This is a genomic window from Pseudomonas flavescens (assembly GCF_013408425.1).
In the GTDB taxonomy this organism is placed as follows: domain Bacteria; phylum Pseudomonadota; class Gammaproteobacteria; order Pseudomonadales; family Pseudomonadaceae; genus Aquipseudomonas; species Aquipseudomonas fulva_A.
The window spans coordinates 440,529-459,396 of sequence record NZ_JACBYV010000001.1 but is presented as its reverse complement, the minus strand read 5'-3'; the positions used below and the strand labels follow the sequence as shown (position 1 = coordinate 459,396).

At 62.4% G+C, this 18,868-nt stretch carries 14 protein-coding genes; 8 read left to right on the top strand and 6 right to left on the bottom strand.

Annotated elements, in window-relative coordinates; genetic code table 11:
• The first annotated feature begins 492 nt into the window (after window positions 1-492).
• The 3 genes from FHR27_RS01960 to FHR27_RS01950 all read left to right on the top strand — a co-directional run bounded on the left by FHR27_RS01960 (window position 493) and on the right by FHR27_RS01950 (window position 4,260).
• Window positions 493-3,039 (top strand): HWE histidine kinase domain-containing protein, encoded by a 2,547-nt coding sequence (locus FHR27_RS01960; protein ID WP_179537635.1) that lies wholly within the window; start codon window positions 493-495, stop codon window positions 3,037-3,039.
• A gap of 141 nt (window positions 3,040-3,180) precedes the next feature.
• The gene (locus tag FHR27_RS01955) at window positions 3,181-3,666 is read left to right on the top strand and encodes a hypothetical protein (protein ID WP_179537634.1); all 486 of its coding nucleotides are present in this window, start codon (window positions 3,181-3,183) and stop codon (window positions 3,664-3,666) included.
• Window positions 3,667-3,816: 150 nt separating this feature from the next.
• Window positions 3,817-4,260, top strand: a complete 444-nt coding sequence (locus FHR27_RS01950) for an EF-hand domain-containing protein (protein WP_179537633.1) — start codon at window positions 3,817-3,819, stop codon at window positions 4,258-4,260.
• A gap of 68 nt (window positions 4,261-4,328) precedes the next feature.
• Here FHR27_RS01950 and FHR27_RS01945 read toward each other — a convergent pair whose 3' ends face one another.
• Entirely contained in the window at window positions 4,329-4,724 is a 396-nt protein-coding gene (locus FHR27_RS01945) for a winged helix-turn-helix transcriptional regulator (RefSeq protein WP_042552121.1), read from the bottom strand.
• A gap of 94 nt (window positions 4,725-4,818) precedes the next feature.
• On the opposite strand from FHR27_RS01945, the gene FHR27_RS01940 reads away from it, so the two are divergent.
• Entirely contained in the window at window positions 4,819-5,739 is a 921-nt protein-coding gene (locus FHR27_RS01940) for an aromatic alcohol reductase (protein WP_179537632.1), read from the top strand.
• A 127-nt stretch (window positions 5,740-5,866) separates the two neighbouring features.
• Here the strand turns inward: FHR27_RS01940 and FHR27_RS01935 are convergent, their stop codons facing one another.
• Both FHR27_RS01935 and FHR27_RS01930 read right to left on the bottom strand, forming a co-directional pair.
• Complete coding sequence (locus FHR27_RS01935; RefSeq protein ID WP_179537631.1) at window positions 5,867-6,484, bottom strand: nitroreductase family protein; 618 nt, start codon at window positions 6,482-6,484, stop codon at window positions 5,867-5,869.
• Between the two features lie 85 nt (window positions 6,485-6,569).
• Entirely contained in the window at window positions 6,570-7,358 is a 789-nt protein-coding gene (locus tag FHR27_RS01930) for an SDR family NAD(P)-dependent oxidoreductase (protein ID WP_179537630.1), read from the bottom strand.
• Between the two features lie 141 nt (window positions 7,359-7,499).
• On the opposite strand from FHR27_RS01930, the gene FHR27_RS01925 reads away from it, so the two are divergent.
• The gene (locus tag FHR27_RS01925) at window positions 7,500-8,384 is read left to right on the top strand and encodes a LysR family transcriptional regulator (protein ID WP_179537629.1); all 885 of its coding nucleotides are present in this window, start codon (window positions 7,500-7,502) and stop codon (window positions 8,382-8,384) included.
• Between the two features lie 77 nt (window positions 8,385-8,461).
• Here FHR27_RS01925 and FHR27_RS27390 read toward each other — a convergent pair whose 3' ends face one another.
• A complete protein-coding gene (locus FHR27_RS27390) occupies window positions 8,462-10,486 on the bottom strand; it encodes a methyl-accepting chemotaxis protein (RefSeq protein WP_179537628.1) in 2,025 nt (674 codons plus the stop codon).
• Window positions 10,487-11,085: 599 nt separating this feature from the next.
• On the opposite strand from FHR27_RS27390, the gene yghU reads away from it, so the two are divergent.
• Complete coding sequence (yghU, locus tag FHR27_RS01915; protein WP_179537627.1) at window positions 11,086-11,931, top strand: glutathione-dependent disulfide-bond oxidoreductase; 846 nt, start codon at window positions 11,086-11,088, stop codon at window positions 11,929-11,931.
• A gap of 33 nt (window positions 11,932-11,964) precedes the next feature.
• Here yghU and FHR27_RS01910 read toward each other — a convergent pair whose 3' ends face one another.
• Together FHR27_RS01910 and FHR27_RS01905 are read right to left on the bottom strand one after the other, a co-directional pair.
• The gene (locus tag FHR27_RS01910; protein ID WP_179537626.1) at window positions 11,965-15,627 is read right to left on the bottom strand and encodes a transporter substrate-binding domain-containing protein; all 3,663 of its coding nucleotides are present in this window, start codon (window positions 15,625-15,627) and stop codon (window positions 11,965-11,967) included.
• Window positions 15,624-16,250: a response regulator transcription factor gene (locus FHR27_RS01905; RefSeq protein WP_179537625.1), complete on the bottom strand. Its 627-nt coding sequence runs from the start codon at window positions 16,248-16,250 to the stop codon at window positions 15,624-15,626. Before FHR27_RS01905 ends, FHR27_RS01910 begins: the two co-directional genes overlap by 4 nt.
• Window positions 16,251-16,468: 218 nt before the next feature.
• Here FHR27_RS01905 and FHR27_RS01900 point away from each other — a divergent pair, with 218 nt between their 5' ends.
• Both FHR27_RS01900 and FHR27_RS01895 read left to right on the top strand, forming a co-directional pair.
• Window positions 16,469-17,665, top strand: a complete 1,197-nt coding sequence (locus FHR27_RS01900; protein ID WP_042552087.1) for an EAL domain-containing response regulator — start codon at window positions 16,469-16,471, stop codon at window positions 17,663-17,665.
• Between the two features lie 441 nt (window positions 17,666-18,106).
• The gene (locus tag FHR27_RS01895; RefSeq protein WP_179537624.1) at window positions 18,107-18,844 is read left to right on the top strand and encodes a molecular chaperone; all 738 of its coding nucleotides are present in this window, start codon (window positions 18,107-18,109) and stop codon (window positions 18,842-18,844) included.
• The last annotated feature ends 24 nt before the right edge of the window (window positions 18,845-18,868 follow it).

Sequence of the window (18,868 nt, the reverse complement as noted above, 5' to 3'; positions counted from 1 at the left end):
CTGCATGCAGCCTGAACGCCGCGGTGGCTGACGAAGCGAACAGACTCGACAGCACGTCGCGTAGAACGGGGTCGAGTGCCTGTCCGTCCATCACCTGCGCCCCCGTTCGTGCAGCCGCCCGTGCAAAGTGCGCAGTGAATGGCTCGGCTGTCTGCTGGTAGTGCCGGGCTGCCACATCCGAGTGATCTGGATTCTCGTACTCGTTCATCGCGCTCGCTTCCTCATGAACAGTACCGACATGGCCAACGCTGTACGGGCCCCGCAAAGGCCATGGCCAGCGACTGTTTCCGGTTCTTTGCCAAGGAGGGTGAGGGTGCAGCCAATCGTCATGAATGTCGTGCAAGCACGCCGAACCTCGGCGATACCGCCCTGAGTTGTCCTGCAGTGACGAACGCTGGATTGCCCTATAAACTGATTTTGCGGTGTTTTTCACCGCTCGATTTCCTTCGGTAGCCACTCAGGCAGCCGGCCTTCCATCAACCGGCAGTGCCAATGACTCTCGAACCTCGCGTTAACCTGACCAACTGTGATCGCGAGGCGATCCAATTTCCGGGCAGCATCCAGCCGCACGGCTGCCTGCTGGCCTGCAACGCATCGGCGAGCATCGTCCTGCGTCATTCCGCCAATGCCCCGGACATGCTCGGTGCGGCAGGCGATCTGAACGACCAGCGACTGGAAGCGGTGGTCGGGGTAGAGGCCGCTCATTCGATACGCAACTCGCTTGCCCGTACCCGGGAAGGCTCGCGCCCGGTGCTGACATTCGGCCTAACGCTGGCGTCGGGCCGGACCTTCGACATCGCGGCGCATCTGTTCAAGGGCACCGCGATCATCGAGTTCGAGCCCTGCGGCGCGAGCATCGCCGAACCGATCGAGCTGGCCCGCACGCTCATCGCGCAAGTCCGCGAGATCGATCGGACCGACAAACTCTTTCGCGATTCGGCACGCATGGTCCGCGCCATGCTTGGCTATGACCGGGTGATGATCTACCAGCTTGGCGCCGACGGTGCCGGCAAGGTGATTGCCGAGTCCAAGCGCAGCGACCTGGAGAGTTTCCTGGGGCAGTATTTCCCGGCCTCGGATATCCCTCAGCAGGCCCGCGCCCTGTACCTGCGCAACCCGATCCGGATCATCTCGGATGTCAGGTTCAAAAGCGTGCCGGTGCTGCCCGCGCTGGACCTGTCGGGCGAGCCGGTGGACCTGTCCTACGCCCATCTGCGCAGTGTCTCGCCGATTCACTGCGAGTACCTGAGCAACATGGGTGTGGGCGCATCGATGTCGATCTCGATCATCATCGATGGGGCGCTCTGGGGCCTGATCGCCTGCCACCATTACGCACCGCGCACGCTGACCATGGGGCAGCGGGTGGCGGCCGAGATGTTCGGCGAATTTCTTTCCATGCATATCGAGACGCTGCGCGCCCGGCAGAAGCTGGAGGCCGTTGCCCAGACCCGTCAGGTGCTCGATACCCTGCTGCTCGATGCCAACAGCGCGACGGACATGGAAGAGTTCTTCCGCTCGCGCATCACGGATTTCAAGGCATTGATCCCCTGCGACGGGATCGGCATGTTGTTGCAGGGCCGCTGGTCCGAGGAGGGGCTGACCCCGCCCAAGCTCGCCGCTCCGGCGTTGCTGAGCTTCATCGAAGGGGTCGCGCAGGGCCGTACCTGGGCCTCCAATCGCCTTTCCATGGCGCACGTGGCTGCCCAGGATTACGCCTCGGACGTCTCGGGCGTGCTGGTCATTCCCATGTCTCAGCACCCAAGGGACTACCTGATCCTGTTCCGCAAGGAAGTGGTCGAAACCCTGGACTGGGCGGGTGACCCGAACAAGACCTACGAGAGCGGATCCTTTGGTGAACGCCTGACGCCTCGCAGGAGCTTCGCCATCTGGAAAGAGACGGTGCATCACCAGTCACTGCCCTGGACCGAGCAGGACCGCCAGTTCGGCGAGGCCATTCGCGTTGCGATCGTCGAGGTCGTGCTGCACAACAGCGAGCTGCTCGCCAACGAGCGGCTGAAGGCGGACGTGCGCCAGCGCATGCTCAACGAGGAGCTGAACCATCGGGTCAAGAATATCCTCGCGCTGATCGGCGCCCTGGTGGCCCACCCCACCGCGGAGGCGCAAACCCTCGGCGGTTATGTAGCGACCTTGAAGGGCCGCATCCAGGCACTGGCGCTGGCACACGATCAGGTCGTGCGTGGCGACGGCGGTGGCAGTCTCGCGGCGCTGCTCAATGCCGAACTGTCGCCTTACCGCACGTCCGCCGATGCGATCGAGCTGCACGGGCCCAATGTGGTGCTCGATGCCCGGGCTTACTCGGTCATGGCACTGGTTCTCCATGAACTGGCGACCAACGCCGCGAAGTACGGCGCGCTGTCTCGCGCGAGCGGCAAGCTGGTGGTCACCTGGTCAGTCGATGCTGGCGGCGCTTGCGATATCGCATGGACAGAAGCCGGCGGCCCGCCCGTCAGAGCACCGGCGCATACCGGCTTCGGCTCCGTGCTGATCGACCGTAGCATCCCGTTCGACCTCGGTGGCACCAGTGCCCTGGAATTTTTGCCTGAGGGCCTCAGGGGCCATTTCAAGATTCCGGCCAAACATCTTTCTCTCGCAGACCCGGCCGAGACCGAGCAACCGGCAGCGCTCATCGCCCTGCCGACCCTGGACCTCAAGGACCTGGCCAACTCCAGCGTGCTGATACTCGAGGACCAGTTGGTGATTGCGGTCGGTCTCGAACAGATCCTGGCCGACGCCGGGGTCGAGGACGTGATCACGGCCAGCTCGGAAGTCGAGGCACTGAGACTGCTCACCAGCCGAAGACCGGATGTGGCAGTGCTGGACATCAATCTGGGCACGGGCACATCGCTGGCCGTCGCCGAGGAACTGCAGCGCCTGCAGATCCCGTTCATCTTCGCGACCGGCTACGGCGACAGCATCGCTCTTCCCGACGAACTGAAAGACGTCTGCATCGTTCGCAAGCCCTACGATGCCGCCTCGATTCTCGTGAACCTGCAAGGCTTGATCGATCGGCCATCGTGATCCTCTGCCCAATCGACGCGCGGGCCACACCGCGAACCGCCATTCGCGCCTGGCAGGTCGATAGCGGCTGCCAGGTGCGCGGGAGACCGAATACAATGGGCGCCCGATTATCCTGGCTGCACGGACAAGGACCTCGCCCCCATGGCCTCCCCTGACAAACAGCAAAAACGCGCCCAGCGGGCCAAAGCCAAGGCCAAGCAGAACCGTATGGGCAAGCCGAAGCCCAATCTCCTGCACCCGGTTCTGGCCAACCCGCTGATCAACGAACCCTTCGATGATGTCGACATCGACCTGAGCACCTTCGATTTCAAGGATATTCAGGAGAACGGTTTCGACCCGGCACATTTCGATGACCTGTTCCAGGCCATGAAACTGGCCGAGGGCATCAGCTTGTTGGCAATGAGCCTGGTGTTCCTGCAATACCCGGTGCTGGAGCTGGTGATCGCCGAGGAAGAGGAAGACCCGGCAACCGACTTCATGATGGGGCTGCTGATCGTCTACCGCGCGATCTTTCACGATGAAGACGAAGACACGGCAGTGCAGTGGATCGGCAGCGATACGTTCCAGGCGGCCTACAACGAAGCCTCGATGATCCTGCAGAAGAGAAATGCCCGCACCAGCACCTGAGCGGCGCAGGCGGCGTGATGCACCGCCAGCCAGGTCGACCCCACCGACTAGCACATGTGAGCTATGGAACATGAGCGCGGCCGCAGCTAGGGTGCCGAGCGAAGCGGCCCACCGTGCCGCCTTCTCATATCGACCTACAGGGAGTTCAACATGCCATCGCTTACCCGCACGCTCGCCAGCGGCCTGCTTCTAGCGCTCGCAGCCAGCAACGTGGCCGCAGCGGGGATCGACGAGATTTTCCGTGAGCAGGACAGCAACGGCGATGGCGCGCTATCCGTCGAGGAAGCTCGAGCCGCGGCGCCAGCGACCTTCCGCAGCATCGATCACGATGGTGACGGTATCGTCACGGCAGAGGATATCGCAGCCTATACGGTCGCCGAGGGTGACCCTGACATGGTCTGGCCTGCCCAGGTGCTGGCGTCGGTGGCACAGGCAACGCTCGAGCTCTGGGATGGCAACCGCGACGGCAAGGTGACCGAGCAGGAGTACGCGCAAGCTGCAGTCGATCTGATGCTGCTCGCCGACACGGACGGCGACCGCCGGGTGACCCGTGAAGAGTTGCAGCGTTTTCGTGGCGAGCCGGTCACGCCTTGAGTGACAGGCGCCCACCTCGATCAGTCAGGCGCAGCAAACACCACCAGCGTCGATAAGCCCCGGCACGCTCACACCTGGTCGAATCGAACACGCGCTGCGCGAAAGTCTTCAGCGTGCTCCAGCAGCCAGGTCCACAGCGGCACCATGCGTACCAGAAAACTCCGCCCCAACGGGGTCAGCTCGTAATCGACACGTGGCGGCACCTCGCCGTGGTCGCAACGGGCGATCAATCCGTCCCGCTCAAGTTGTCGCAGGCTACGGGTCAGCATGCGCTGGGTAATGCCCGCCAGGCGGCGACCGATTTCCGCGTGCCGCAGTTTTCCCTCTACCCCCAGTGTATGGACGATGCCCAGTGACCAGCGATTGCCCGCATGGGTCAGGACTTCGCGCTTGAGCCCGTCGTCCTCGTCACTCAGTGCGTCGCAGGTGGCTTGAGACAGGCGAATCACCTCTTCTTCGGTCATTGCGTTCATGCGGTATCACTCGTGTGCCTTCTTCTGAATGTTCGCCAATGGTGACAGGATAAAAACATCACTGACCATTCACTGCGAGTAACCGATGCAACCACAGTCTCCCGTTAAAACCGACAACATTCTCGTCCTCGGCGCCGGCGAACTCGGCATGGCCGTACTGCGCGAACTGGCCGCCCAGCCGGCAGCGCGGGTAACGGTCATGCTGCGAGCAGCCGCCCTCGACACCACCTCGCCAAGCAAACGCCAGACGCTCGAGGAACTCGACAACCTGGGCATCGAGGTCGTGTCGGCCGATGCCGCAAACGACGCCGAAGAGACGCTCGCCGCCTTGTTCAGTGGTTTCGACACGCTGGTCAGTTGCCTGGGGTTCGCCGCCGGGCCAGGCATACAGCGCAAGCTGGCCAGGGCAGCGCTGATGTCGGATGTGAAGCGTTTTGTACCCTGGCAGTTCGGTGTGGATTACGACGTGATCGGCCGCGGCAGCCCGCAGAATCTGTTCGACGAACAGCTGGACGTGCGCCAACTGCTGCGCAGTCAGTCAAAGGTGCAATGGCTGATCATCTCCACCGGCATGTTCACCAGCTTTCTGTTCGAGCCGGCGTTCGGCGTGGTGGACCTGGATCAGAACACCGTGCGCGCGTTGGGCAGCTGGGAAACTGCCGTGACGGTCACCACGCCGGAAGATATCGGCCGTCTGACCGCTGCCATCCTGTTCGAACCGGAGCGGGTCGATCAGGTCGTCTTCACCGCGGGCGACACCCTCACCTACCGGCAACTGGCGGACACCGTCGATCGGCTACTCGACCGCCAGGTCCAGCGCGTGGAATGGACGCTGCCCGCACTCAAGGCCGAGCTGGCGGCAGCGCCCGACGACTCGTTGCGCAAGTACCGGGCGGTGTTCGCCGAAGGCAAGGGCGTCGCATGGCCAAAGGCGGACAGCTACAACGCACGAGCGAAGATCGATACCGTCGACGTCGCGCAATGGATCGAACGGCATTTGCGCTGATGCGTGATGCTGCGTACTCCAGCCAACTGCCGAGATTCGAACGCAAAACAGCTGCCACCTCACCTGGTGGTTTGGCTGCGGTTCAGGAGGCCGTTCAGCCAGGGCCAGGTTCTCCTTGAGCGGCACGTCAGACCAGGGTCAGCACGTCCTCGACTGGGCGCCGTGGTTTCTGCGGCCAGTTGCCGGGCAACGGGTGCCCTACCGTCAGCAGCATCACGGGTATTTCATCCTCGGCGAGGGAAAACGCCTGCGCCACCGCTTCGGCATCGAAGCCGATCATCGGCGAGGAACCCAGGCCCATCGCCTTGGCTGCATGGATCAAGGTACCCGCGCCGAAGGTGGCGGTGCGTATCGCTTCGTCACGCTGGCGCTGGGGTTGCTCGAAATACAGCCCCTTCGCCGCCGACTCCCAGAGCGGCAGCATGCTCTCGGGCATGAAGCCCGCCTCGACACTGGGCGTCAGCCGGCGCTCGAGGGAGCGATGGTCAGCGAGCTGCCCGCAGAGGATGAAGGTCACTGCAGCCTCGGTAACCTTGGCCTGATCCCAGGCCATAGCGCGCAGACGTGCCTTGGCCTCGGCGCTGCGCACAGCGATGAAGCGCCAGTTCTGCAGATTGAATGCGGTGGGCGCGGTAGTAGCCAGCCGAACCAGTTCCTGGATCTGGGCATCGTCGATGCAGCGCGAGGCGTCGAACAGGTTGATCGTCTGCCGTTCTTCGATTGCCTTGATGATCGATGTATTCATAACAAACTCCGGGCGAGACGGCGCCGCCCCGGATCGGGCAGCGTCGGTTCTTGATTGAAGTGAAGTGGAACGCGCTAGCTTGGCGTCAAACGATGCTGTCGACGACGCCACCATCCACGCGCAACGCCGCGCCAGTGGTGGCCGAAGCCTGCTCGGAGCTGACGTAGATGATCATGTTGGCAACCTCGTCCACGCTGGATGCACGGCGGATGATCGAGGAGCCGCGATGGGCAACGACGAAGTTCGCCGCTACTTTCTCCAGGCTCTCGCCCGAGCTTTCCACCGCTGGTTTGAGCATCTCGGCGACACCTTCCGATAGCGTGGGGCCGGGCAGCACGGAGTTGACCGTAACGCCAGTCCCCGCCAGGCGCTTGGCCAAGCCTCTGGCTATCGCCAGCTGTGCGGTTTTGCTGAAGCCGTAATGGATCATGTCAGCGGGAATGTTCAGGGCCGACTCCGATGAAACGAATACAATGCGGCCCCATTGGCGCTCCACCATCCCGGGCGCGTAGGCCCTGGAAATACGCACGCCTGACATCACGTTGGTTTCGAAGAAACGCTGCCACTCGCTGTCTGGTGTTTCGAAGAAATCCTGCGGGTTGAAGATGCCCAGGTTGTTGACCACCACATCGAAACTCGGATGTTCAGCCAGCAGTTGCTGGCAGGCTTCATCGTGACTCAGGTCGGCGGCGAAGCCTTTGGCGTTGGCCGCCAATGGCCCCAGCCGCTGCAGGGCGGCCTGCACGCTCGCCTCGCTGCGCCCATTGATGACCACCCGCGCACCTGCCGCGAGAAAGCCTTTGGCGGCGGCAAAGCCGATGCCGCTGGTGGACCCGGTGACCAGAACATGGCGACCGCTAAAATCGATATTCATTGCTGAAACTCCTGATCTAGTTGATGGGCTCATGCTGGCGCATTTTTCCCCTCTCGATAACCGGGGCAGACTCAAGATGACTTTTCGAGATACTCGAACTATGGTCTTGCAGCATCTACCTTTCTTCGAGGCTCACAGGGATTGGACACTCTCGATGCACTACGCCTGTTCGTCAGCATCGCCGAAACAGGCAACCTGAGTGCCGCCGCCCGTCGAAACTCGGTAGCCAGCTCGACGGTCACCCTGGCCCTGCAGCAACTGGAGGAGCAGACAGGTACGCCACTGATCATCCGCTCCACACGCAAGCTGACGTTTACCCACGAGGGTGAACAGTTCCTGGCCAACGCCAGGCGACTGCTGATCGACTGGAGCAACTCCATCGACGCCATACGCCCGGAGCGCTCACTGCGGGGGCCAGTACGCATCACCGCAACCAGTGATTTCGGGCGCCTGAAACTGGTTCCCATCATTGACCGGTTCATGGAGCTGCACCCCGATATCCAGGTCACCTTGCTGTTGAGCGATGGAGTGGTCGACTTCATCGAAAACAACCTGGACATAGCCCTACGCAACGGCCCCTTGGTGGACTCGAACCTGGTGTCTCGGGGGCTGATTCGAAGCCAAAGAATCATCTGCGCGACACCTGGCTATTGGCAGTCCAGGGGCAAGCCGGAGCACCCCGAGCAATTGGTCGAGCACAACTGCTTACTGCTGCACCGCACGGGCGTGGCGTTCTCCACCTGGCCCTTCTTGGTCAACGGCAAGACCGCCTCGATCCGCGTCACCGGCAACCGCATCGCCAACGACGGTGGCGTGCTGCGTAGTTGGGCCATGCAGGGCTACGGAATCATGATCAAGAATCGTTGGGAAGTGCATAGGGAGTTGGAAAGCGGCGAGCTGGAAACGGCTCTGGACGACTTCGCCCTGCCCCACGTCGATCTGTACGCCGTGACGGCGACCAGCAACCCAAGCCGCCGAGTGCGGGCAATGGTCGAGTTTCTTGCCGATCAGTTGGCGAACGATTAGCAGCCTGCTGCAAACAGCTGTTTGCACTGAGCAACCGCGGCAGGCCTTGATGCCGCGGAGCCCTAGAACGACCTGGTTTAGATTTTGAAGCGGGAGACCACCGTTCGCAGCTCGCCTGCCAGCTGCGAGAGCTCATCAGCGGTAAGGGCGTTCTCCTCTATCCCCTCGATCAACACGACGCTGCCATTACGGATTTCGGTAATGTTGCGGTTGATGTCCTCCGCTACGGCATGCTGCTGCACGGCTGCGCTGGCAATCTGCGTATTCATGCCGACGATTCGCTCGACCTCATCGTTGATCGCTCCCAGGCTAGTTGATGCCTGATCGGCAGACAGCACACACTCCTGCGCTCTGTTTTTGCCCGTCTTCATTTGCTCCACGGCGGCCGACATCGCGAGCTGCAGCTCCTGGATGATTCGGCGGATCTCTTCGGTCGAGCCCTGCGTACGCGATGCCAGCGTTCGAACCTCATCGGCAACCACGGCAAAGCCACGCCCCTGCTCACCGGCACGGGCTGCTTCAATCGCTGCGTTCAAGGCCAGCAAGTTGGTTTGATCCGCGATGTTGCGGATGACTTCAATGACCCCGCCGATTTCCTGACTGTGCACGGCAAGGGCCGAGACCTTTTGCGCGCTGAGATCGACCTCGCTGGCCAGGGCTTCGATGGTCATGCGGGTGCCCGCCATGACCTCAAGACCGTGGGCCGAAGCCTGACTCGCCTGTCCGGCCGCGCGCGCAGCACCCTCGGTGTTCTGTGCCACGTCGGCAACACTTGCGGTCATCTCGTTGATCGCGGTGGCGACTTGCTCGGTTTCCCCTTGCTGCGCGTTCATCGATTGCTTCGCACGATCGATGGACAGGCCCAGGCGCTGGGCTGCATCCGATACCATCTGCGAGCTTCGCTCGACCTGGGCCAGCGAAGTACCGAACGCCTGCACCATGTGATTGAGGCCCGTGCCCACATCCGCCATTTCATCGTTGCCCCGCACCTGAACACGAGCGGTAAGATCGCCCTGGGCGATGAGACGCGTGGCACTCAACACGTCACCGATGGCTCTGCGCATCGAGCCGTAGATGCCGCAGAAGGCGTATACCAGCAGCAACCCCATGAAGATGAACATACCCAGGATGAAAAGCCTCTCGGCTTCCCGGTCATGAACCCTTCGATCCAGCGCGGCCAGCAGCTCGTCCTGGAGGACGTCCTGAGCCTTGTACAAGTCGGCTACCACGGCATTGCCCTTGGCCGCCAAACCTTGTGTGCCATTCATGGTTTCACGCGTCGAGTCGAGCAGCATGTCGAGGTCGGCACGGAAGCCATCCAGCGCCTGAAGGGAGCTGGATACCGGCGACTGAATCTTGTCGGCTAGCGCGGGCTCTCTACGACGCAACAGGCCAAGGCTCTGCTGGAGATCCTGGCGGATCTGGCTTTCCTGCTTGAGTAGCGCGCTCAGCGAAGCGCGCGTGCCATCGGTCAAGGGCTGCCCCTCACGCAGGCCGCTAGCCAGACCACGAAGCTGGCCGACGACGTTGATCTGTCGTGGCAATCGCAAGGTGCTCTGATCGATCATGAACAGCGATGCATAGTCTTCATCCAGCACCATTCCGGAAGTGGCGCTGACTAGATAGACGAAGTTAAGCGTTTGGGAGAGCTGATCGTTCCAGGCATCGAACATCTGTGCCTGGTCGGCACTGCCTTTGGCCCGCTCGATCAGTTGCTGCACGCCCGAACGCAGGCGCTGTACGCGGTCGCCGGTTTCCAGAGTCGCGTTGAGCTGCCTGTCCGTGATTTCCAGTTTCGAGAACGCATCCTGCAGCTTCGTCTGGTTGGCCGCCAGGTCGGCCTGAGCCGTCTGATCACCGCTCAACAGTCGGTTGGTGAGCGCCCGTTGCAACATCGACAATCGAAGGACGGGGGTGACATCCATTAGATAGCGCTGACCGACCTGCTCGGCACGGATCCCATCGATGCTGTTGTTGAGCTGGTCGAGGACTCGTACGCCAAGCAGAGTCAAAGGAATCAGGACTATCACAGCGAGCAGTACGAATTTTGCCGGGAAACGGAGCCGGCTCGTTATATGTATGGCAGGAGCAAGAATGTTCATAAGGTTCTCAGAGCCCGAACGGGTCGATTTGAATGTTTTTGGGGTGAGAACAATCCGTTTCTCGGGGGTAACGTGGCTTCTGTGGCCACTTTGACGAGCCTCTTGTAAACGGCCGACCGCGAGAAATAGCCAAAAGCCATCACTCTGATATCACTGTGACATCTAACCCATAAATAAAGTTGCAACCAAAGATTGCTGGAGGCAGAACAGGCAAATGCGTAACGCAGCTACCGTGTTAGTGCACATGCCGCCTGGACTCGGTTTGCTTCATAAAAGCGCTCCACCAACGCTGGACGGGAGTCACTCGTCGAGACGTGTCGCGCCCGGCGAACGTAACCAAACATTTCATAAAATCTATCGGCGGCAATGCTCGTAACTTTACAAGCGCTGTAAACCATCACGCCGCCGTGCGAGCCGGGTGCGGCCGGGAAGCGCCTTTCGAGATAGGGTCACAGGCTGATCTGCGATCACCCGGCCCCTGGTAAGAAACATCAGTCGACTCGATGATCCACATGCATGAAACGCATTCGAATGCCGGGCGTAATCCAGATAGCCTTGGCTTCGAATGCATTGTTCATGACGCTAACAGGGAGGAATCGATGACCCAATCTACCTACGTACCGCCAAAGGTCTGGAAGCACCTCGAGGCTTCCGGTGGCCAGTTCTCCAAGATCAACCGGCCTGTTGCCGGCGCGACTCACGACAAGGCGCTGCCGGTCGGCAAGCATCCACTGCAGCTGTATTCGCTTGCCACGCCCAACGGCGTGAAGGTGACCATCCTGCTCGAGGAGCTGCTCGCGCTGGGCCACAGCGGTGCCGAGTACGATGCCTGGCTGATCCGCATCTCCGAGGGCAACCAGTTCTCCAGCGGCTTCGTCGGGGTCAACCCCAACTCGAAGATCCCGGCACTACTCGACCAGAGTGCGGATACCCCTATCCGCGTGTTCGAGTCCGGGTCGATCCTGCTCTATCTCGCGGAAAAATTTGGCGCGTTCCTGCCGAAAGATCCAGCTGGCCGTACCGAAACCCTCAACTGGCTGTTCTGGCAAATGGGCTCGGCGCCCTACCTGGGTGGCGGCTTCGGGCATTTCTATGCCTATGCGCCGGAGAAGTTCGAGTACGCAATCAATCGCTTCACCATGGAAGCCAAACGTCAGCTGGACGTCCTCAACCAGCGACTCGCCGAGAACCGCTACCTGGCGGGCGACACTTACACCATTGCCGATATTGCCGTGTGGCCCTGGTACGGCGAACTGGTGAGGAACAACGTGTATTCCGCAGCCGAGTTCCTTGCCGTTCACGAATACCCGCACCTGCTGCGCTGGGCCGAGGAAATCGCCAACCGCGAAGCAGTCCAGCGCGGCAAACGCGTCAACCGCACCTGGGGCGACGAAGCGCAGCAAGTGCCCGAGCGGCATCAGGCTTCGGATCTGGAAAAAGCCTGACAGGCTGCGGTTTGCGACTGCGCCCTGAAACGATTACAGGGTGCCACCGCTCCCTCTAGCACCTTGTCGCTCAAGCGCTCCGCACAGAGCTTGCATCTCGGCGGCCAGCGCCTGGATGGCCGGCTGCAAGGGTGCTTCGGCGGGCTCCAGTCGACAAGCGTTCTCCAGTGCTTCGCAGCGTTGCACCAGCGGCCGCGCGCTGACGATACGTGCGGCCCCCTTGATGCGATGCGCCAGCTCGGCCAGGGCATCGCGGTCCTCCGTGGCCGCCAGTTCCTGCAGCGTCCGTAGATCTTCGGTGGTGCTCGACCACAACTCGTCGAGCAAACGGCGGGCGAGCGCCGGATCCCCTCCGGTCAAGGTATCCAGAGCGCTCGGGTCGAAGGCTTCGGCGAAGCCCTGCTCCGCCTCTGCAGCACGGTCGATGGCGCGAATCGACGCAAGGCGCTCGCCAAGCGCGACCAGGCTGATCGGCTTGAAAAGGCAGTCATTCATGCCGCTGTCGAGGCAACGCTGGCGCTCGTCCGGCTGAGCATTGGCGGTGTAACCGAGAATGCTGCAGGGCGGCAGACCCTGCGCCTGTTCTTCGCTGCGGATGGCGCGGGCCAACGCGTAGCCGCTCATCACCGGCATGTTGCAGTCGCTGATCAGCAGGTCGAAGTGTCCGCCGCTCCAGGCCGCCAGCCCCGATGCGCCATCACTGGCCTCGCTGACCTCATGCCCGTAGAACGCCAATTGCTGGCAGAGCAGCAGACGGTTGGCGGCATGGTCATCGACCACCAGCACCCGTAGATGACTGCGCGCAGTTGGCACTTCCTCACGGACAGGTTGCGTGTCCAGCGCAGCGGGCTCCAGGGTGGCCAGGTTCAGCTCGACTTCGACCCTGGTGCCCTGGCCCGGTGTACTGCTCAATGTCAGCCTGCCGCCCATCATCTCGCACAGCGAGCGACAGATGACCAACCCCAGGCCTGCGCCGTGGCGGCTGCTCAGACCATTCTGGCGGGCCTGGGCGAACGGCTGGAACAGGCGTGCCTGATCGACGCTGGAAATGCCGATGCCGGTGTCCTCCACGAGCAACTGGACCGCTATGCGCTCCTCGCCAACGGCCTGACCGTGGATGTGCACGCTTACCTGACCAGCGTCGGTGAACTTGATGGCGTTGCTGATCAGGTTGGACAGCACCTGCTTGAAACGCAACGGGTCGATCAGCACCTCGCGGCTCACGCTGGCATCGATATCCAGCAGCAGGCCGATGTTCTTCTGCCGCGCCACGCCATCGAATACCCGGGCGACCGATTCCACCAGCACCCGCAGGTTGGCGCGCTCGGGAGCCAGGCCAAGACGCCCTGACTCGATGCGGGCGATGTCGAGGATGTCGCCGATCAGTGCCAGCATGTCCTTCGCCGATTCATAGGCGACCTCGATGGCCTGGCGATCGAGTTGGCCTTGCTCGGCATGCTTGAGAGCCAATTCCAGCATGCCGAGCACTGCACTCATCGGCGTGCGGATTTCGTGGCTCATGGTGGCGAGGAAGGTGCTCTTGATGCGATTGGCTTCATCGGCCCGCTCTCTGGCACTTTGCAGCTCTTCCAGCATGGCCTGGCGCTCGCTGATGTCCAACCAGCCGCCGATGATGCCCTGCACGTCACCATGGCTGTCCTGGTAGGGCAACAACCAGTGATAGATGGTCAGCATGCGCGTGCCGATGCGCAGCTCGCGGTCCTGGATCAGCGCCAGCCCGTTATCCATGACCCAGCGATAATCATCCAGGTAGGTGTCGCCCTTGTCGGTATCCAGGCCGGCCGGCAGGCTGTCGGCGAGGGTCTTGCCGATCACGGCTTCGCGCTCGACGGCAAAGGCCTGCAGGTAGCTGTCGTTGCAGATCAACATGCGCCCGGCTCGGTCGCGCACATAGATGGGATGAGGCGTTCCGTTGATCAGCACCTCCATGAAACGCAACTGATCGGCCAGGTGCTGCTTGGCCAGCAGGCGCTGCTTGATCTGCCGGCGCAGGTAGAAATTCCATACCAGCGAGACCAGCAGCAGGAGCACGGCGACGGCGACTATCTGATAGATCAGGTCACGGTAGTCTCGCCAGGACTGGGTGGAGACCACGGCATTGGTACGCCAGCGGTTGTTGAGCGCATTGAGCTCGTCTGGCGGAATGTCGAGCAGCACCTTGTCGAGGATGCCTTGCAACTCGGTTTCGCTCCTGCGCACGGCGAAGGCAGCCTGGGAGGGTTTCAAGTCGATAGCGGCGGCAACGCGCAATTGCTCGTCGTACATGCGCCGGATGTAGTAGTTCGCGCTGCTCAGGGCATGTACGGTGGCGTCCGCCACACCGTCGCGGACCAGCGTGAACCCCTCCAGAGCGCTACCGGTCTGCAGCAGTTCGATCTGCGGGTAATTGCGGCGCAACTCGCCAAGCAGCGTGTGCCCCCTCGGGATCGCCAGCTTCCTGCCGTTAAGCGAAGCCAGGCCGTCCAACGCCTGCGCTTGCTTGCGGGTGACCAGAACGAAGGGGTTGACCAGATAAGGGCGACTGAAGCGCAGGTATTCCTCGCGCTCGGCGTCGGGCGTGGAATCAGCCAGCATATCCGCTTTGCCGTCGCGTACCGCCCGCAGCAGTTCGCCGATACCGACCTTGCGCTGAATATCGAACTTCAGCCCGCTGCGCAACTCGATCAGGGCCAGCAGATCGGCGGTGCTGCCGCGATAGTGACCGTCGATGTCGACATAGGACAGCGGTGCCAGGCCACTGTCTACCGCCACCCGCACCACCGGATTGCGCGCCAGCCAGCGCTGCTCGGCCGCACTGAGGCGCAGGCCGCCGGTGTTCAGCGACTGCCCGCCGCTCCAGCGTTTCTGGATGCTCTGACGTTGATCGAGGGGGATCGCTGCCAGAGCGGTATCGACGATCCGCCTGAGCACAAGGTCATCGGGGCGCAGTGCGAAGCCATAACCGATGGCTTCCGGCTGCCCCAGTTGGGCGATGCGCACGCTGTTGGAGTAGTTCTGCTGGATCAGGTACTGCGCCACGTTGGCGTTGCTGAACATGGCGTCGGCCTGGCCGAAGGCTACGGCTGCCATGGCCTGTTCCTCGGCAGCGTAGCGCTCGACGATGGCGCCCGGATAACGTGCCTCGATACGTGACAGCGGCAGGTAGTCGTAGCCCACGGCGAGTTTGCGGCCGGCGAGCGTCTGCGCCGTATGCGACTCGCCGATACGGCTGATCAGCACGGACTGGTCGTCGCAATAGGCGACGCTGAGGGCGACACCCGCCGTTTCCACCTCGAACTGGTTGGAGCTGCCCAGCAGGTCGATCTCCCCTGCGCTGAGGGCCTCCAGAGCCGCGGTTCGGTTGGGGTAACGCCGCACACTGATGCGGGTATCGAGCAGTTGCGCAATCAGGTCCGCGTAGTCGGCCGTCAGTCCTTCGTAGTCGCGACCACTGTCGCTGATGTCGAAGGGTGGGTAGTCCGGCGCCGAAACGCCCAGACGCAGCTCGTGCCTGAGGCGCAGCCAGCGCCAGTCGGCTTCGTCGAGCTGGATATCCTGCACTTCGGCCTGGGAACGCCCGAGCAGTTGCAAGGTCTCCGGCTGTACCTCGGCGGCGAGGGCAACCGCCCCGGCCACCCATAGGCACAAACCGCACAGCGCCCGACCGAGCCAGGTACACGACGCCCCGCTGGTCATGTCAGCCTGTTGCGTTTGGCAAATTCGATGAGTTCCACCAGCGACGTGGCGTTCAGTTTCTGCATCAGGCGTGTCTTGTAGGTGCTGATGGTCTTGTTGCTCAGCAGCATGCTGTCGCCAATCTGCTTGTTGCTCAGGCCGCTGGCCAGCTGTTGCAGCACCATCATTTCGCGGTCCGAGAGGCTGTCGATGCGTTCCTGGTCGTTGGCCAGGGCATCTCGGTGGCGAACCGTCGTCAGGGCGTCCTTGGGAAAGTAGCTATAACCGGCCAGCACCGCTTTCGCTGCGCCGAGCAGTTCGCCCAGGTCTTCCTGCTTGCAGACGAAGCCCGCCGCCCCCGCCTGCAGGCAACGCAGCGCGAACAGGTTGCTGGGCTGGGCACTGAGTACCAGTACGCGCAGTGGCAGGCCAAGCGAATCCAGGCGGGCGATGACTTCCAGACCATCCAGCCGAGGGATGCCGATATCCAGCACCACCAGATCCGGGGCGAACTCACGAGCCAGCTGCAGAGCATCCACGCCATTGTCGGTTTCGCCGACGATCTGGAAACCATCGCGTTCCAGCAGCAGGCGAACTGCCAGGCGGATCACCGGATGGTCGTCGACGATGAGCACTGTTTTCATACGACCTCTCATTTATCCGCCAAGGCCCGAAACTGCCCAGTACACGGGGCGAATGCTCCGTCACCCATGCTGAAAGATAGCGGCACTTTACGCAATGGCAGACGAGCCCTGCGCGCACGACAAAGGATATTTCCTACAGGTCGTTAGGCAGCGTCCTGCTCTGCGCCCGCGCACCCGGCGCCAGACTGGCTCGCCTTATCAACTCGGGAGCCAGGCAGATGCGAGACCTGTGCGTGCTTATTCTGGAAGACCACCCGTTCCAACGCTCGGTCGCGGTCAGTGCCATGACGCAGTTGGGCGTCGGCCACATACTCGACGCCGCCGATGGCAATGCAGGGCTGAGGCTGCTTGGCCAGCACGGCCCGGCCGATATCGTGCTGTGCGATTTGCGCATGCCTGGTATGGACGGCCTGGCGTTCCTGCGCCATGCCAGCCAGGCAGGCCTGGTCAAGGCGGTCATGCTGTATAGCGGAAGCGAGGAGCCTGTGCGTCGCGCCACGCTGCGCATGGTCGAACTGCTCGGCCTCGAGGTGCTCGGCGACCTGGGCAAGCCGCTGCCGCTGGATACCCTGCAGGCGCTGCTCGAACGCTACCGCGCCAGCCAGGCGCAACCGTTTCCCGGGCTACCCGAGGTATGCGAACTGCCGAGCCTGCGCGAGATCGAACGTGGCCTGCGCAATGGCGAATTCCAACCGCACTTCCAACCCAAGTTCATGCTCGACAGCCGGGAGCTGATGGGAGCCGAGGTACTGGCACGCTGGGCCCACCCCGAGCGCGGCCTGCTCTCCCCGGACCGTTTTCTGCCCATGATCGAGAGCTGCGGCCTGCTCGACCAGTTGTTCATCCAGCTGTTCGAACAAGGGCTGCGGCTGCGCAGCGAGTTGGCGAAGCGGCAGTTGCCCCTGGAGCTGGCGTTCAACCTGAACCCTTCGCAACTGAATTCGCCGCAGTTGTACGAGCGGATCGAACGGACCGTGAATCGCTATGGCTCGAGCGCCAAGGGCGTGCACTTCGAGATAACCGAGCAGGGTCTGATCAAGGCGCCGGCAAGCAGCCTGGAAAATCTGTTGCGCTTGAGGCTGATGGGCTGCGGCCTGGCCATCGATGATTTCGGCACCGGGTTTTCTTCGCTGCAACGGCTCCATGACCTGCCGTTCGACCAGATCAAGTTGCCGGGCCATTTCATCAGCGGCCTCGGCACGGATCCCTACAGCGCCGCGATCATCGGCAGCACGCAGGAACTGGCGGACTGGCTGGACATGAGCCTGGTGATCGAGGGCGTGGAAACGGCCGAGCAACGTCGCCACCTGATCGAGCTGGGGTGCAGCATCGGTCAGGGTTACTGGTTCGCCAGGCCCATGAGTGGCCCCGACCTCCTGCACTGGCTGAGCATCTCCGGATACCTGCCCGTCTGATCACGCACCGCGCGTGTGGTGCGCAGCCACCTCGTGCTCAACCGACGCCGTGATAGGAACCACAGAACGGTATTGCATCCTCCCTCCTCACGTTTTACCCCCTGATGACCTGCCTGTTATCGGTGGCCTGCGAGCAGTCATCCGCTGCAGCGCCACCGCACGGCTGGCTCAGCAGCCCCCCGCGGCGATACGCCCCCCTCCCCAACAACCCAACCCCGCAGGGTCGCTTTCCCAGCGCCCCTGCAGCGCACGCGCCTACACCAGGGCCGGGCCAGCCATTCCCGCCGCACGCACGGCAGCCTAGGAAATTTCCTACAGCCCGCCAGGCCGCGCCCGACAGTCGCAGACCCTGCCAGAACGAATAATCACCTCACTTTTTCAGCCCGCCCTGGCCCTGATGGCGACTCGGCAGGTTCACCCATTTACTCACTGGCACAGGCTATGAAACGACTTCTACTCGCAGCGCTGCTCACCCTGCCCTCGCTTGCCCACGCGGGTGCCGACATCAATATCGGTGCCATGTACGACTACCTGGACGGCAGCAAGAGCACGCTGCTCAAACGGGTGCGCAACAGTGGCGATGCCAGTGCGTTCGTGCGGGTGAGCGTTGCAGAGCTGATCTATGACGCCTCCGGCAAGGCCAGGGAAGTGCCGGTCAGCATCGCCAATGGCTCCAGCGTGGAAACCCGCGTTCTGGTCGCCAGCCCGGCACGCCTGATCGTGCCGGCCGGGGGGATGCAGGCGATGCGCATTCTCTACACCGGCGAGCGAGACAAGGAGCGTTATTTCCGCCTGCGTTTCGAGCCCGTGCTGCCGCAGCAGGACGATGGTTTCGGCCTCTCCCAGGCAGAAAGCGACCAGTACCGGGAAAGCCTTTCCGCAGGCGTCAACATCCTCGCCGGTTACGGCAGCCTGCTTTTCGTACGCCCCCAGCACCCCCGCTACGCCACGCAGATCGAGCGCCACGCCGAACGCTTTCTGGTCCGCAACGACGGCAACAGCAGCGTGGTGCTCGACAACTTCAATGACTGCTCCAGCGACGGCAAGCAGTGCGAGGTACCGAGCAAGTATCACGTGCTGCCCAACAGCGTGCGCACGTTCGAGCGCAAGGCCGGCCGCTTGTATTACTTCGACCTGATCGAAGGCGACAAGACCCAGAAGATCGAGCTCAAGCCTTGAGCTCGACCTGGTTTTCACCCACCC